Source organism: Pseudomonas flavocrustae (assembly GCF_029872515.1).
In the GTDB taxonomy this organism is placed as follows: Bacteria; Pseudomonadota; Gammaproteobacteria; order Pseudomonadales; family Pseudomonadaceae; genus Chryseomonas; species Chryseomonas aestiva.
The window spans coordinates 15,250-30,392 of sequence record NZ_JAPDIQ010000006.1 but is presented as its reverse complement, the minus strand read 5'-3'; the positions used below and the strand labels follow the sequence as shown (position 1 = coordinate 30,392).

Below are 15,143 nucleotides of genomic sequence, written 5' to 3'. Positions count from 1 at the left end.
GCAACAGGCAGCCAACCAGGGCGATAAGCACCCGGACGAATACAACGTCTTGCCCATCAATCAGGCAGGGCTTTTCCCGAGCGGAGTACCTATGGACGGAATGGGTATCTGGTGGGTAATGCCCGTGGACATAGAGATGACCAACCTGACGCTGACCTAACCTTAGGTTGAAATCGAATTGGTCCGCGCCCTGCGTTTGTACGTATAAAACCCGGCCGGTCCGTTTCCCCCGCGCGGCAGGAAAGAGCTGCCAGCAGGTCATGACCGACGGTAAACCCGCATCCATTTCGAGGAGAACTGCATGAGCGCCCCCTTCGCCGATCGACGGCAAGAGCGCTATGGCAGCGCCGCCGCTCCTACCGGGGTGCTGAGCAACGCGGTGCTCGAAGGCCTGCTCGCACATCGTAGCGTCCGCGCCTTTCTGAACCAGCCACTGCCGGAGGGCACGCTGGAGACCCTGGTCGCCGCGGCCCAGTCGGCCGCAAGCTCTTCGAATCTCCAGGTCTGGAGCCTCGTCGCCGTCGAGGATCCGGCGCGCAAGGCACGTCTGGCCGCGCTGGCGGGCAACCAGCGGCACATCGTAGAGGCGCCGCTGCTATTGGTCTGGCTGGCCGATCTGTCGCGGGTACGGCGCCTCGGCGAACGCGCCGACGTGGAGCTGGAAGCGGTGCCCTTCCTGGAAAGCCTGCTGCTGGGAACGATAGACGCGGCACTCGCCGCGCAAAACGCCGTCGTGGCGCTGGAGTCCCTGGGGCTGGGAAGCGTCTATATCGGCGCGATCCGTAACGACATCGAGGCGGTGGCGGCGGAGCTGCACCTTCCGGCCGACGTCTATCCGGTGTTCGGCTTGGCGATTGGTTACCCAGACCCGCAACGACCGGCGAAGGTGAAGCCGCGCCTGCCCCAGCCCGCCGTGCTGCACCGGGAAACCTATGGCACCGCCCCTGAGGCGGCGGCCATCGAGGCCTACGACCAGAGCCTGGGCGCCTTCTATCGCAGCGAAGGACTCACGGCCGCCAATTGGTCGGAGCAGGTACTGGCGCGGCTTGGGCGCGTGGCCGCGCTGCACGGCCGCGAGCATCTGGTAGAGGCGCTGAAGAAACGGGGCTTCGGTTTGCGCTGAGTGGGCAAGACGGTGGTCGCTGATGCGAGTGAGCGGGCAGACGTCAAGCCACTTATCGCGATGAAAATATGACAATTTGTTATTTAGCGGCCTTCTGCCTGCCTCCTATAGTGACCGCTCGCTCGACCCCTCCCAGGCGGTTCATGCAGCCGCTGATGGTGACTGCTGGCTGCACTCCTCATCAGTGATCTGCTTTCGAGACGTATCCATGACCGCCCTTTTTCAACGATCCCGTGCCGTCGTTTGCGGTGCCGCGCTGCTGGCAAGCGGACTCTTTTCCCTTTCCGCCACAGCGGGACTGTTGGAAAAGGGCCGTAGCGAAGGTCTCACCGCCGGCATCGCCAACGAGCAACCCTATGCCTACCTGGGCACCGATGGCCAGCCGACCGGCGCCAATATCGAGGTGCTCAAGGCGATACTCGCGCCCCTGGGTATCACCCGCATCAGTACCCCGATCACCGATTTCGGCGCCCTGGTGCCGGGTCTCGCCGCCAAGCGCTTCGATCTGATCGGCGCGGGGCTGTTCATCACGCCCGCCCGCTGCAAGGTCATCGCCTATTCCAATCCGGTCACGCGTTCGGGCGGTGCCTTCATCGTCAAGGCCGGCAATCCGTTGAAGCTGCACAGCCTCAAGGACGTCGCCGAGAACGGCCAGGTGCGCCTGGCGACCCAGCCCGGCAGCCACCAGGTCCAGGAGGCAAAGGACAGCGGCATCGCCACGGCCAATGTCGTGCTGTTCGACAAGGACAACGAGGCGCTCGCCGCCCTGGAAGCGGGGCGGGTGGAGGTGGTGTACTTTCCCGACGCCGAAATCATCGGCCTGCTGAAAAAAGCCAACAGCGCGACGGTCGAGCGTGCGTTGCCGTTCCAGCAGATCCCGGATGCGCAGGGCCAGCCCACCTGGAATTACCACGCCTATGGTCTGCCCAAGGGCGACCCGGCGTTCGCCCAGGCCTTCAACGAGCAACTGGCCCGTTTGCGGGCGTCCGGTGAACTGCTGAAGATCCTGCAGAAGTACGGCTATACCGAAAACGAGCTGCCGCCAGCCGACGTCACCGCCGAGCAGCGCTGCGGCGCATGAACGGACGAGCGCTGAATAGGGTGCCCGGTCCGGAGTCCTGAGTCTCATGCCCCTCGATCCGCAAGCCTACCTGTTCATCGCGCGCGAACTGCTGCAGGGCGCCTGGATGACACTGCAGATCACCGTGCTCACGGAGTTGCTGGTGCTGGTGCTGTCGTTCGCCGTCGCCTTGTTGCGCCTGTCGCCCTATCGACTGCTGCGTGGCCTGGCGCGGGTCTATGTCGAGGTACTGCGTGGCATCTCGGCGATGGTCCTGCTGTTCTATCTGTTCTTCGTCCTGCCGCTGTTCGGGATCACCTTGCCACCGATCGGTACCGCCGTCCTGGGGCTGGGGCTGACCTTCTCGGCCTATGGCGCGGAGATCGTGCGGGCGGCCCTGAGTGCGGTCGGTCGCGACCAGCACGATGCCCTGCGCGCCCTGGATTTCGGCCCGGTCAGCGCCTTTCGCCGCATCATCCTGCCGCAGGCGCTCCCGATGATGCTGCCGCCCTTGGGGAATCAACTGGTGGAATTGCTCAAGACCACCTCGCTGGTCTCCTTGATCACCCTGACCGACCTGACGTTCTCCGGGAGTCAGCTCATCACCAGCCTGGGCCACCAGCCGCTGATCTGGGGGCTGGTGCTGGTGTGCTACTTCATCCTGGCCTGGCCGCTCACCCTGCTGGTTCGGCGTTATGAGCGCCGCCTCACGCGCTGGCGGCGTTCGAGGGCCTGATCCGTGGATTTCGATTTCGCCCTGGCGTGGTCGATCCTGCCCGACCTGCTAGCCGGCCTGGCGGTGACGGTGCGGGTCGTGCTGCTCGGATTCATGCTGGCGGTCCTGATCGGCCTGGGGATAGCGCTCGCCCAGCGCAGCACGCTCAGGCTGGTACGTGGCCTCTGCGCCGCCTACCTGGGTTTCTTCCGCAGCACGCCGCTGCTGGTCCAACTCTACGCCCTGTTTTTCGCCCTGCCGCTGGCGGGCCTCAGCCTGCCGGCGATCACCACCGGGGTCATCGGCCTGGGCCTTTACTACGGCGCCTATATCGCCGAAGCCATCCGCGGCGTGATCGACGACATCCCGCCCGGGCAATGGGAGGCAGCCTTTGCCCTGGATCTCGATCGCGCGACCGTCTGGCGTCGCGTGATCCTACCGCAAGCCTACCGGCCCCTGCTGCCGGTGCTGGGCAACTACCTGATCGGCATGTTCAAGGAAACACCCTTGCTGGCGGTCATCAGCATTCCCGAGCTGTTCCAAGCGGCCAAACAGGTGTCCGGCATGACCTACCACTACAACGAACCCTACACCCTGATGGCACTGATGTTCGTCGCCATCAGCGTGCCCACCTCGGCGCTGTTCGGCTATCTCGAGCGCCGTCGTCATGGCTGATCAGGCGATCCCGTCCGCGCCCGCCCACATCCTGCTCGAAGGTGTCGTCAAGGAAGTCGGCGACCTGCGGATCATCGACCAACTCGATTTGCGCATCGAACAGGGCCAGCGGATCGCCCTCATCGGCCCCAGCGGCTCGGGGAAGTCCACGGTGTTGCGGCTGATCAAGGGACTGGAGTCCTATCAGCAAGGCGCCATCACCGTGGCGGGCGCCGCCGTACCGGACACCCATGCTCGCTGGCAATGGCCCTGGGCTCGGCCGACCGCACGGGTTCATCGAGTGGGCATGGTGTTCCAGCACTTCAACCTGTTCCCCCACATGACGGTGCTGGAGAATGTCGCCGAGGCCCCGCGGCGGGTCCTCAAGCTGACCGCAGCCGACGCCCGCCAACGGGCACTCGACTATCTCGACCAGGTCGGCCTGGCACAACGGGCGGACGCCTATCCCAGGCAATTGTCCGGCGGGCAGCAACAGCGGGTGGCCATCGCCCGGGCGCTGGCCATGCGCCCCGAGGTGCTGCTGTTCGACGAGGTGACGTCCGCGCTGGATCCCGAGCTGGTCGGCGAGGTGCTGGCGGTCATTCGCGCCATCGCTAGCGAGCAGCGGACCACACTGCTGGTCGTGACCCACGAGATGAAGTTCGCCCGGGACGTCGCCGACCGGGTGCTGTTCATGGAGCAGGGCCGGATCATCGCCGACGGCACGCCCGAGGATATTCTGGTCAATCCGCGCAACGAGCGCACCAGGCGCTTTCTCAATCTGGTCGAGCAGCGGTGATACCCGATTCACCGGCCCTCGACCAAGACGATGGACGTCTTCCCTATGGGTTCGCCGAAGGGGCAGGGCTGAAGTGGCGGTTCGGCCGCCACGGCAGTCCCAGGTGCTCACGTAGGGTGGTACCGCTGTAGGCGCGGCGGAAGATACCGCGGCGTTGCAGCTCCGGCACGACCTGGTCGACAAAGGCGTCCAGCCCGCCGGGCAGCCAGGGGAACATCACGTTGAAACCGTCCGAGCCTTCGTTTTCCAGCCACGCCTGCATCTCGTCGGCGATGGTCTGGGCCGTACCCACGAAACTCAGCCCGGCATAGCCGCCGACCCGTTGGGCCAGCTGGCGCACGGTCAGGCCTTCACGCTCGGCCAGCTCCAGGACGCGCTGGCGGCTGCTGCGGCTGTCATTGGTCTCGGGAATCGGCGGCAGGGGGCGATCCGGATCGAAGCCCTTGGCGTCGACCCCCAGCGCCACCGAGAGCGAGGCGATGGCGCTCTCGTAATGCACCAGGCTGTCGAGCCGGGCGCGTATGGCCTTGGCCTCGGCCTCGCTGTCGCCGACCACCACCAGCACGCCTGGGAGGATCTTCAGGTGGTCGGCCGGGCGGCCGAGCAGGGCCATGCGCTGGCGGATGTCGCGATAGAACGCCTGCCCATCGGCCAGCGTGCCTGGCGCAACGAAGATTACCTCAGCCGTTTCCGCGGCCAACTGGCGACCGGCCTCGGAGGCGCCTGCCTGGACGATGACCGGCCAGCCCTGCGGGGGCCGCGCGATATGGAGGGGGCCCTGGACCTTGAAGAACTCGCCTTGGTGATCCAGCCGGCGCAGGCGAGCAGGATCGAAGAACAGCCCGCTCTCCGGGTCGCGGACGAAGGCATCGTCTGCCCAGCTGTCCCAGAGGCCGGTGACGACCTCGTGGAATTCACGGGCCCGTGCGTAGCGGCGGTCGTGTTCGAGGTGGTCGTCCAGGCCGAAGTTGCGCGCCGCGTCGGGATTGGCCGTGGTGACCACGTTCCAGCCGGCGCGGCCGTTGGAGAGGTGGTCCAGCGAGGCGAAGCGCCGGGCGATGTGGAAGGGTTCCTCGAAACTGGTGGAGGCCGTGGCCACCAGCCCGATGCGCTCGGTCACTTGGCTGAGGGCCGCGAGCAGCGTCAGGGGCTCGAAGGAGGTGACGGTATGGCTGCGCTTGAGCGCTTCGAGCGGCATGTTGAGCAAGGCGAGATGATCGGCCATGAAGAAGGCATCAAAGCACCCCCGTTCCAGGGTCTGGGCGTAGCGGATCAACGCATGGAGATTGAAGTTGGCATCCCGCTGCGCGCCGGGATAGCGCCAGGCGCCGGTGTGGATGCTGACGGGGCGCATGAAGGCGCCGAGTTTGAGTTGCCTTGAGCTCACGAAGACGACCTCGGAAATTGACCTGCTTCTGGACAGTCTTTCAGCCACGCGGGCGACCACCAACAGCCGAAAAGCTATGAGCCTTTAGCCAAGGGATATATCCACCGCGATCCCGGGGGACCTACCAGCAGTCGATGCCTGTAGTGAAAGGTCTGGTTTTACGAGATATGCCAATGATCTTGGCGAGAAATCAGACCGCGGTTGAGCGGAGCGGCGTTGCCCTGGCCCCGGCCTCGAGGCTAGTCGATGGCAGGTTCCGCAGCCTGCGAGATGATCCCTTTGACTGCCTCCTCATCAACAGTGAATAGTCAAACTGTTTGAAATCGGTAATCGAGGTTGGCGGTAAATCCGCATTCCAGAGCCTTTCGTGCCGTGGCACGAAGACTGCTCTAGCCAGCGCTCACCTGTAAGGGCGCCCGGCGCCGCGGAGACATGACTCGTGCCATTTTCTGTTCGACAAGGATCGTATCGCCTCACGCTGATGACCTTGGCCAGCGTCCCGACGCTGACGCTGCTGCTCGGCCAAGCCGCTTTCGCGGCGACGGCCGACGAGGGCGAGGAGGGCACGCGGTTGTCCACCGTGACCGTCAGCGGCGCTGCCAGCGTCAGCGATGCGCAACGGGACCAGATCCGCCTGGAGCAGGTCGCCGGACGTACCGCCGTGGTCGACAACCGCCAGGTCGAGCAGGGGCGGGCGTCCAATGCCGAAGACGTGCTCGCGCTGCAACCGGGCGTGTTCGCCCAGGCCACCAGTGGCACGGGGGCCAACAAGATCTCGATCCGGGGCTCCGGGCTCAACACCTTCTACCAAGGCTATGTGCTGGGTACCAAGTTCCTCTTCGACGGCCTGCCCATCAGCGGTCCCGGGGGTACCCAGGAAGATTTCCTGGACATGCAGGCCGTCGACCACACGGAGGTGCTCTACGGCGCCAACGCCTTCCAATACGCGGCGCTGTCGCTGGGTGGCGCCATCAACATGGTCAGCAAGACCGGTCGTACCGATCCGGGCCACTACGCACGTTTCGAACTTGGCAGCTATGGCTATCGCAAGCAGCAGCTGAGCACGGGTGGAGTCGTGGGTGACAGCGACTACTACGTCAACCTGGTGCACAACGAGCGCGACGGCTACCAGGACAACACCCCCAACGAGGGTCGCGGGGTGGCGGCGAACGTTGGTCACGTCTTCAGTCCGCAGCTACAGACGCGCTTCTTCTTTCGCTATCGCGAAGAGCAGCTCACCAACGGCAATACCCTGACGCGCTACCAGCTCAAGCACGATCCACGCAGCAACGCCGTGCCCACCGGCCGGCGCAAGGACGGCACCTATTTCATCGGCAACCAGACCACCTATACCTTCGATGATGGCGCCAAGCTGGAAGTCGGCGCCGCCTACAACGACTATCCATTGCTCAACGGCTGGCGTTATGCGGCGGCGCCGCAGGACTGGCGCTCCAAGGACCTCAATCTCACCCTGAGATACCTGCGCACCGGGGATACGCTGTTCGGCTTACCCAGCGACAGCAGCGTGATCCTCAGCACCACGCGGGCGTACCTGGCCGACGTCAAGTCCCACAGCCAGACGACCGGCGCCAAGCTTCAGGAAACCAACTACACCGGCTCGCGTGACACGGTCTTCGCGCTGGGCAACGACCTGCAGTTGGCCGACGATCTCTGGCTGACCACCGGGGTGTCGCTGGTGAACATCAAGCGCAAGGCGGAGATCGAGTCGACCACCAGCGTCAACCGGACCGACTTTCCCGACCGCGTGGGTTTCACCGAGAACGCCCTGGCGCCGCGTATCGGGCTGCGCTACGACCTGACGCCGGAATTCCAGATCTTCACCAACCTCAGCCGCTCCATCGATCCCCCAGTCACCTGGCAGATGGGCAGCACCGGCAATCCCTATCTGTACGACCTGCGGCCGCAGAAGGCCAACACCTTCGAGGTGGGAATCCGTGGCAGCCACGGCATCTTCGATGGCAGTCTCACCCTCTATCGATCCTGGGTGAAGCAGGAATTGCTGACGGTGGTCGTCCAGCAGGCCAGCGCCAGCCAGGATCAGCTCACCGCCACCAGCAATGCCAGCCCGACCATCCACCAGGGTATCGAGGCCGGACTCAACGCGCTGCTCTGGGAAGGCGAGGGCGGCGACAGCCTCGCGCTGCGGCAGGCCTACACCCTCAACGACTTCCATTACCGCCACGACGCCACCTTCGGCGACAACGAGTTGCCCGGCCTGCCGCGGCAGGTCTATCAGGCCGAACTGGCCTATCGCCAGGCCAGCGGCTTCTATGCCTCGCTCAACGTTCGCGCCGCGTCGAGCTTCTACGTGGACTTCGCCAATACCTGGCAGGCACCGTCCTACGTGATCTGGGGCGCTAAGGTCGGCTACCAGGCGTCTGGCGAGCGTTGGGAGGTCTTCGCCGATGTTCGCAACCTCACCGATCAGCGCTACGCGACGGCGGCCAACACCGCCTATGACGCCAGCGGTCGCGATTCAGCGAATTTCTATCCGGGCGATGCCCTGAGCCTGACCACGGGTGTCGCCTTCCGTTTTTGAACGCCTGCTGCCCGAGCCGGGCAGCCAACCCGTCCCGCCTGGAGGTGGCCCGGATTTTCCGCGCCCTGGGCGACCCGCTTGCTGAGAGGAGCCAACGTGCCCAAGTCACTGCACGTCAATCTGTTCGAAATGAATTGCGTCAGCCACATCATGCACGGGATGTGGGTGCACCCGGATAACCAACGCCATCGCTTCAACGAACTGGACTATTGGCTGGAACTGGCGCAGTTGCTGGAATACGGCACCTTCGACGGGGTCTTCCTGGCCGATGTGGTGGGCGTCTACGACCGCTTTCGCGATGGACCGGAAACGGCCCTGCGCGAGGGCCTGCAGGTACCGAGCAACGATCCGCTGCTGCTGGTGCCGGCGATGGCGGCAGTCACCCGGGAGCTGGGTTTCGGGGTGACCTTTTCCACCACCTACGAGCCCCCCTTCGCCTTCGCTCGCCGTATGAGCACCCTCGATCACCTGACCCGCGGGCGGGTGGGCTGGAACATCGTCACCTCCTACCTGCCGAACGCGGCGCGCAATTTCGGCCTCACCGAAGAGGTGCCCCATGATCGTCGCTACGAGATCGCCGACGAATACCTGGACGTGCTCTACAAGCTTTGGGAAGGCTCCTGGGACGACGACGCCGTGGTTAAGGATCGCGCCCGGCGGGTCTACACCGATCCGGCCAAGGTGCGCTACATCGATCACCAGGGTGAACACTTCCGGGTGGCGGGCCCGCACCTGTGCCAACCCTCACGCCAGCGCACGCCACTGCTGTTCCAGGCCACTGGCTCGCCGGCCGGCAGCGCCTTCGCCGGTCGCCACGCCGAGGTGGTCTTCACCGGCGGCGCCACCCCGGCGGACGTACGCCGCAACATCGCCACCATGAGGGCCAACGCGGCGGCCCAGGGACGCGACCCGGCGGCGCTGAAATTCATCGTTCAGGCCGGTGTGGTAGTCGGCCGCACCGATCTGGAGGTGGCCGACAAGCTCGCCAGCTATCGCCAGCTGGTGAGCGCCGACGGCGCCATGGCCCATGCCCAGCTCGGCGTGGATCTGCGCGCCTATCCGCCGCATGCCCGCTTGCAGGAGGTATTTCGCGAAGGGGACGCCGGCTGGGGGCTGGTCAACCGCTTTGGTCCCCAGACCACGGTGGAAGAAGCCCTGAGTAGCTTCGGCGGCCTGCTGGAGGATCGCTTCTTCGCGGCGGGCACGCCGCGCGAGGTGGCCGACGAGATCGAGCGCTGGCTGGATGTGGATGGTATCGACGGGATCAATCTGCGCCAGTACCTGAGCTTCGAGACCGCCCGCGATTTCATCGAGCTGGTGATTCCGGAGTTGCGCCGTCGCGGGCGCTTTCGCGAGCGCTACGAGCCCGGAGAGACCTTGCGCGAACGACTCTTCGGCGCGGGCGCGGCACGGCTGCCCGCCGACCATCCCGGTGCGCGCTATCGCGATCCCGCCGCCCTACGCGAGCCGCTACCGCCGCTGCGCTTCGCAGCGGAATCCCACTGTTCCCGACGCGACAGCGCTCGGCCAGATTGCCCACCAGGCGACAGCACCACCCCCGAACAGCCGCCTTGGCGGCAAAATGAGCGCGGCACGCTTTTCGCAAAAGTCTCCTCGACCTTCATCTCACCCGGCTGCCATCGAGGCCTGCTTGAAAGATACCTCCCCGCTGCTCCGCCATGCCCCGACGCTGTTCACCGCCACCCTGTTGAGCCTCGCCTTGGCCGGCTGCGAGCGCCAGGCGCCGCGGCAGGTCGACCAGGGCAAACCTATCCAAGGGGGCACCCTGGTCTATGCCACCGATCGTGAACCCACCTGCCTGGACCCCCATGTGGCCGGCGACATGCCCCAGGTGTTCGTGGCCCAGCAGTATCTCGATTCGCTGGTGTCGATGGACGAGCAGGGGCGCATCGGTCCCTGGCTGGCCACGCGCTGGGAGATCTCCGCGGACGGCCTGAGCTACACCTTCCACCTGCGCGACGATGTGCGCTTCACCGACGGCACCCCATTCGATGCCGAAGCGGTCAAGGCCAACCTCGACCACATGGCCAATCCCAAGACCCAGTCGAGCACGGCAGGCGGCTACATCCGTCAGTACCGCGGTACCGACATCGTCGATGCCCACACCGCCGTCGTCCACCTGAGCAGCCCCTACGCCGCCTTTCTCGAAGTCCTGGCCCAGGGCTTTCTTGGTATCCAGTCACCCACCGCGCTCAAGCGACCGCGCGATGTCAATTGCGAAAGTCCGGTGGGCAGCGGGCCGTTCAAGGTCGTGCGCTGGGAACGCCAGAGCCAGGTCGAGCTGGTGCGCAATCCCGATTACAACTGGGCGCCGCCTACCGCCAAGCACCAGGGCCCCGCGTACCTCGAGCGGATTTTGTGGAAATTCATCCAGGAGCCCTCGGTGCGCTTCGCGTCCCTGCAGGCGGGTGAGGTGGACGTCATCGAGACGCTGCCGCCGGAGTCCCACGAAGCGGCGCGGCGCAACCCCGACCTCAAGGTGATCGTCGCCCAGCGGCCCGGCAATCCCACCAACGGCACCCTGAACCTTCGCCGCGCCCCCTTCGACGACCGCCGCGTACGCGAGGCCTTCGTGCGCAGCGCCGACATCGAGGGTGCGCTGAAAAGCGTCTACTTCGGCGAGTTTCCCCGCGCTGGCGGACCGCTGAGCGTGGCGACGCCCTTCTACAGTCCTGACTTCGAGCACCTGCAGGATCACGATCCGGCCCGTGCGGCGCGGCTGCTCGACGAGGCCGGCTGGACCGGGCGCGATGCCGAGGGCTATCGCACCCGGGACGGCAAGCGTCTGCGGGTGGTCACCCTGGTGGGGAATCGCACCTCGCCGTCCGAGCAGACGCTCTGGGAGCAGGTGCAGGCCACGGCGCGCGCGGTGGGGATCGAGGTGGTGCTGGAGCAGATGAGCGATGCCCAGGTCACGGCGCGCCAGGCGGCCTGGGACTACGACATCCGCCTGGGCTACTGGAACACCAATACGCCCGATGTCCTGCGCATCATCTTCGGCTCGGCCTTCATCCAGCCCGCAGGCGTTGGCGGCTATCACCAGAACAGTGCCGGCTATAGCGACGCCCGCTTCGATGCGCTGATGGACCAGGCTCTTGCGACCCAGGATCCGGCGATCCGCCGCGAGCTCTATCGTCAGGCCCAGGCCCGCATCGCCAGTGAGTACCTGGAGCTGACGACCTATCCGCAAAGTACCCGGCTGGGTATCTACAAGACCGCCCATGGCGTACGGCTGGAGCCGTCGCTGGCGGTGACCTATCTCTATGACGCCTGGGTGAACAAATGACCGCCACGCTACCCGTCGTTCTGCCACCCGATCCACGCCGGCAACGCCTGGCACGCCTCGGCCGACGCGCCCTCGTGCGGTTGCTCGGCGCTGCCCTGGTGCTGCTGGCCGTGGCGACCCTGACCTTCTTCGTCCTGCGCCTGATGCCGGGCGATCCGGCCCTGGCGATCCTCGGCGGGGCGAGCGCCAATCCAACGCCCGAGACCCTCGAGGCCACCCGCCGCGAGTATGGGCTGGATCGACCGCTCGGCGTGCAGTACCTCTTCTATCTGCAACGCCTGGCGCACGGCGACCTGGGGGTCTCCTATTCCCAGCACCAACCGGTCACCCAGGTACTGGCGGAGCAGGGTGGCGCTACCTTGCAATTGACCGTGGCGGCCCTGGTGCTGGCGTGGCTACTGGTATTGCTGCTGACCGTGCTCACCGCCGGCCGTGGCCGTTGGCTCGGCGGCTTGGCCTCCCTATGCGAGACGGTGGCGGCGTCCATTCCGCAGTTCTGGCTGGGCGTGGTGCTGCTGGCGGTGTTCGCATTCGGCCTGCGCTGGTTTCCTCCGGCCGGCAGCGACAGCTTAGCGGCCCTGGTATTGCCGGCCCTGGCCTTGGCCATCCCCCTGGCCGGCTTCATCGCCCAGATCACCCGCGAAGCGCTGGAGCTGACCTTGGAGCAACCGTTCATCCTCACGGCGCGCACCCGCGGACTCGGCGAGCTGCAGGTGCGCTTTCGCCATGCGCTAAGACACGCGGTGTTACCCGGCGTCTCGCTCTCGGGCTGGGCGATCGGCGCGCTCATCAGCGGCGCGGTGGTGGTCGAGGTGATCTTTTCCCGCAAAGGCCTGGGGCGTCAGCTCTATCAGGCCGTACAGATGCAGGATCTACCTCTCACCATCGGCATCAGCCTGGTGGTGGCGGCCGTCTACGTCCTGGCCAATGTGTTGGTGGACCTGCTGCATCTCTGGCTCGATCCGCGCCAACAGGAGCAACGGCCATGAGCGGTCTCGTCCTCGATAGCGGCCTAAGCCAGCAGCGTTCGTGGCGACTGCCGCCGATCGGTGCGCTGCTCGCCCTGGGCTTCCTGCTGGCCGTGCTGCTGGCCGCCCTGGCGCCGCAGCTGTTCACCCGACTCGACCCCCTGGCGATCACGCCGCGGGAGGCGTTCCAAGCCCCGAGTCTGGCGCACTGGCTGGGTACCGACCAATCCGGTCGCGACATCTATGCCCGGATCGTCCATGGCGCGCGGCAGAGCCTCGCCATCGGTATCGCGGCCACCGCGCTGGCCTTCACGCTGGCGATCTTCCTCGGCTTGCTGGCCGGATTGGGCGGACGCCGCCTGGATCAGTTGATCAGCGGCGTACTGGAGGTGCTGTTCGCCTTCCCTAGCCTGGTGCTGGCGTTGCTCTTCGTGGCGGTGTTCGGCAGTGGCGTTGGTCCGCTGATCGTCGCCACGGGACTTGGCGCTGCCCCTGGCTACGCGCGTCTGGTCCGCGGCCAGGTCCTGGCGGTGCGCCAGGCCGGCTACCTGGAAGCCGCTCGGGCGCTGGGTCATTCACCGCTACGCATCATCACCCGTCAATTGCTACCGAATGCCATGCGCCCCCTGGTCGTCACCGTGACCATGGGCGTGGGCCAGGCCATCGTCTGGGCCTCGGCGCTGAGCTTTCTCGGCCTGGGCGCACGGCCGCCGGCGCCGGAGTGGGGCACCATGCTGTCCATGGGCCGCGATTTCATCGCCAACGCCTGGTGGCTGACCTTCTTTCCCGGCTTGTTCATCGTGCTGACGACCCTGTCGACCACGGTAGCCGGCCGTTATCTGCAGCGTCGCCTGGAGGGCCGCCATGAATGACACGACCTTGATCGTCGAAGGGCTTAGCGTCGCCTTCGGTCACCAGCCCGTGGTACGGGATCTGAGTTTCACCCTGGCACCCGGGCGCTGCGTCGCCCTGGTCGGCGAGTCCGGCTCCGGCAAGAGCGTGAGTGCCCGCAGCCTGGTGGGGCTGGCGGGGGCTCGGGCGCAGGTACAGGCCCGGCGGCTGCAGTTCGCCGGTCGTGACCTGCTCGGCCTGAGCGAGCGGCAATGGCGCCAGGTGCGGGGGCGGGACATCGGCTTCGTGCTCCAGGATGCCCTGGTCTCCCTCGATCCGTTGCGTCAGGTCGGCAAGGAAATTCTCGAGGTCCTGGATACCCATGCCCATGGACGGCGGGATACCCGCAGTGCCCAGGTGCTGCAGCTGCTCACCCGGGTCGGCGTGCCGGAGCCGGCGTTGCGCGCTCGGCAGCGACCCGATCAGCTGTCCGGTGGTTTGCGTCAGCGCGCGCTGATCGCCGGTGCCTTGGCCCTGGATCCGGCGCTGGTCATCGCCGACGAGCCGACCACGGCGCTGGATGCGACGGTCCAGGCGCAGATCCTCGAGCTGTTTCGCCAGATCAAGGCGCGCGGCGCCGCGCTGTTGATCATCAGTCACGACTTGGCGGTAGTGGCGCAGTTAGCCGATGAGGTGGTGGTCCTGCGCCATGGCGAGGTGGTGGAGCAGGGGCCGACCGCTCAGGTGCTGAGTTCGCCGGCTCATCCCTACACGCGCGCCCTGCTGGCCGCGGTGCCTGCCGAGCAGCCCCGCGGCAGTCGGCTGTCGCCCGGGGCGACGGCTATCGCGACGCGACGTCCGCCGGGCGAGGTCCTGCTGCAGGCAGAAGGCTTGAGCAAGCGTTATCGCGGTCCGGATGGGCAGGTCCAGGAAGTGGTGAGCGAGGTCGGCTTCACGTTGCGCGCGGGGCAGACCCTGGGCATCGTCGGCGAATCCGGCTCCGGCAAGAGCACGGTCGCCCGCTTGGCATTGGGTCTGTTGACACCGGACAGCGGCGCCGTGACCTTTCTCGGCCGGACCTGGAATTCGGCCAGCGAGCCTATCGACGAGTCCCAGCGCCGACCCTGGCGCTCCCAGATCGGCATCGTCTACCAGGATCCGCTTGGCTCCTTCGATCCGCGCTGGAGCGTGGCGCAGATCCTTGCGGACGCCCTGGAGGTGGCGGGCATCCCCGCCAGCGAGCGACCAGCGCGAATCGCCCGCCTGCTCAAGCAGGTCCGCCTGCCGGAGCAGCTGGCGCAGCGCCGCCCCCTGCAGCTGTCTGGCGGTCAGCGCCAGCGCGTCGCCATTGCCCGCGCCATCGCCGGCGAGCCGCGGGTAATCGTCTGTGACGAACCGGTCTCGGCCCTGGACGTGTCGGTCCAGGCACAGGTCCTCGACCTGCTGGCGGATCTACAGGATTCCCTGGGGCTTGCCTACCTGTTCATTTCCCACGACTTGGGCGTGATCCGCCATGTCAGCGACGAGGTGCTGGTCATGCGCCATGGCCAGGTGGTGGAACGTGCGCCGGCCGAGCGGCTGTTCGCCGCCCCCCAGCATGACTACACCCGTCACCTGCTGGGCTCCGTGCCCCGCCTACCAGGCAGTTGCGCGCTCTTACAGGCCCCGCCGCTCGATCCGCTGGATGAGGTGCTGAGTCTGCTGGACGAGGCGCGTCTTTGGAAAATCGCTATCTAGCC

General features: G+C 66.3%; 11 protein-coding genes and 1 pseudogene. 11 read left to right on the top strand and 1 reads right to left on the bottom strand.

All coding sequences use genetic code 11. The features are described 5' to 3' along the window. Nucleotides 1-301: 301 nt before the first annotated feature. The 5 genes from OMP44_RS14245 (at nucleotide 302) to OMP44_RS14225 (ending at nucleotide 4,351) form a co-directional block, all read left to right on the top strand. Nucleotides 302-1,123: an NADPH-dependent oxidoreductase gene (locus OMP44_RS14245; RefSeq protein ID WP_280309073.1), complete on the top strand. Its 822-nt coding sequence runs from the start codon at nucleotides 302-304 to the stop codon at nucleotides 1,121-1,123. Nucleotides 1,124-1,331: 208 nt separating this feature from the next. Beyond that, nucleotides 1,332-2,204, top strand: coding sequence for an ectoine/hydroxyectoine ABC transporter substrate-binding protein EhuB (gene ehuB / locus OMP44_RS14240; RefSeq protein WP_145002766.1), 873 nt, complete (start codon nucleotides 1,332-1,334; stop codon nucleotides 2,202-2,204). A 46-nt stretch (nucleotides 2,205-2,250) separates the two neighbouring features. Further along, a complete protein-coding gene (ehuC, locus tag OMP44_RS14235; protein WP_280309066.1) occupies nucleotides 2,251-2,919 on the top strand; it encodes an ectoine/hydroxyectoine ABC transporter permease subunit EhuC in 669 nt (222 codons plus the stop codon). 3 nt (nucleotides 2,920-2,922) lie between these two features. Beyond that, a complete protein-coding gene (gene ehuD, locus OMP44_RS14230; protein WP_280309064.1) occupies nucleotides 2,923-3,573 on the top strand; it encodes an ectoine/hydroxyectoine ABC transporter permease subunit EhuD in 651 nt (216 codons plus the stop codon). After that, nucleotides 3,566-4,351 (top strand): amino acid ABC transporter ATP-binding protein, encoded by a 786-nt coding sequence (locus OMP44_RS14225; RefSeq protein ID WP_280309062.1) that lies wholly within the window; start codon nucleotides 3,566-3,568, stop codon nucleotides 4,349-4,351. The genes ehuD and OMP44_RS14225 overlap by 8 nt, the downstream gene beginning before the upstream one ends. A 43-nt stretch (nucleotides 4,352-4,394) precedes the next feature. On the opposite strand, the gene OMP44_RS14220 is transcribed toward OMP44_RS14225, so the two are convergent. After that, a complete protein-coding gene (locus OMP44_RS14220) occupies nucleotides 4,395-5,705 on the bottom strand; it encodes an LLM class flavin-dependent oxidoreductase (RefSeq protein WP_280309607.1) in 1,311 nt (436 codons plus the stop codon). 514 nt (nucleotides 5,706-6,219) lie between these two features. Between OMP44_RS14220 and OMP44_RS14215 the strand changes: the two genes are divergently transcribed. The 6 genes and pseudogenes from OMP44_RS14215 (at nucleotide 6,220) to OMP44_RS14190 (ending at nucleotide 15,141) form a co-directional block, all read left to right on the top strand. Continuing rightward, the gene (locus tag OMP44_RS14215; protein ID WP_280309060.1) at nucleotides 6,220-8,298 is read left to right on the top strand and encodes a TonB-dependent receptor family protein; all 2,079 of its coding nucleotides are present in this window, start codon (nucleotides 6,220-6,222) and stop codon (nucleotides 8,296-8,298) included. A 96-nt stretch (nucleotides 8,299-8,394) separates the two neighbouring features. Further along, nucleotides 8,395-9,792, top strand: a pseudogene (locus tag OMP44_RS14210) (LLM class flavin-dependent oxidoreductase); the annotation flags it as partial. A 157-nt stretch (nucleotides 9,793-9,949) separates the two neighbouring features. Then, nucleotides 9,950-11,605, top strand: a complete 1,656-nt coding sequence (locus tag OMP44_RS14205) for an ABC transporter substrate-binding protein (RefSeq protein WP_431312642.1) — start codon at nucleotides 9,950-9,952, stop codon at nucleotides 11,603-11,605. After that, nucleotides 11,602-12,594, top strand: a complete 993-nt coding sequence (locus OMP44_RS14200; protein WP_280309058.1) for an ABC transporter permease — start codon at nucleotides 11,602-11,604, stop codon at nucleotides 12,592-12,594. The genes OMP44_RS14205 and OMP44_RS14200 overlap by 4 nt, the downstream gene beginning before the upstream one ends. After that, a complete protein-coding gene (locus tag OMP44_RS14195; RefSeq protein WP_280309056.1) occupies nucleotides 12,591-13,445 on the top strand; it encodes an ABC transporter permease in 855 nt (284 codons plus the stop codon). The genes OMP44_RS14200 and OMP44_RS14195 overlap by 4 nt, the downstream gene beginning before the upstream one ends. Further along, nucleotides 13,438-15,141, top strand: a complete 1,704-nt coding sequence (locus tag OMP44_RS14190; RefSeq protein WP_280309054.1) for a dipeptide ABC transporter ATP-binding protein — start codon at nucleotides 13,438-13,440, stop codon at nucleotides 15,139-15,141. The genes OMP44_RS14195 and OMP44_RS14190 overlap by 8 nt, the downstream gene beginning before the upstream one ends. Nucleotides 15,142-15,143 lie beyond the last annotated feature (2 nt).

Excerpts from the sequence above, each read along its gene's own strand:
- OMP44_RS14200 (WP_280309058.1), top strand. The coding sequence starts at position 11,602 with ATGACCGCCACGCTACCCGTCGTTCTGCCACCCGATCCACGCCGGCAA.
- OMP44_RS14215 (WP_280309060.1), top strand. The coding sequence starts at position 6,220 with ATGACCTTGGCCAGCGTCCCGACGCTGACGCTGCTGCTCGGCCAAGCC.
- ehuC (WP_280309066.1), top strand. The coding sequence starts at position 2,251 with ATGCCCCTCGATCCGCAAGCCTACCTGTTCATCGCGCGCGAACTGCTG.
- OMP44_RS14225 (WP_280309062.1), top strand. The coding sequence starts at position 3,566 with ATGGCTGATCAGGCGATCCCGTCCGCGCCCGCCCACATCCTGCTCGAA.
- OMP44_RS14195 (WP_280309056.1), top strand. The coding sequence starts at position 12,591 with ATGAGCGGTCTCGTCCTCGATAGCGGCCTAAGCCAGCAGCGTTCGTGG.
- OMP44_RS14190 (WP_280309054.1), top strand. The coding sequence starts at position 13,438 with ATGAATGACACGACCTTGATCGTCGAAGGGCTTAGCGTCGCCTTCGGT.
- ehuB (WP_145002766.1), top strand. The coding sequence starts at position 1,332 with ATGACCGCCCTTTTTCAACGATCCCGTGCCGTCGTTTGCGGTGCCGCG.
- OMP44_RS14245 (WP_280309073.1), top strand. The coding sequence starts at position 302 with ATGAGCGCCCCCTTCGCCGATCGACGGCAAGAGCGCTATGGCAGCGCC.
- OMP44_RS14220 (WP_280309607.1), bottom strand. The coding sequence starts at position 5,705 with ATGCGCCCCGTCAGCATCCACACCGGCGCCTGGCGCTATCCCGGCGCG.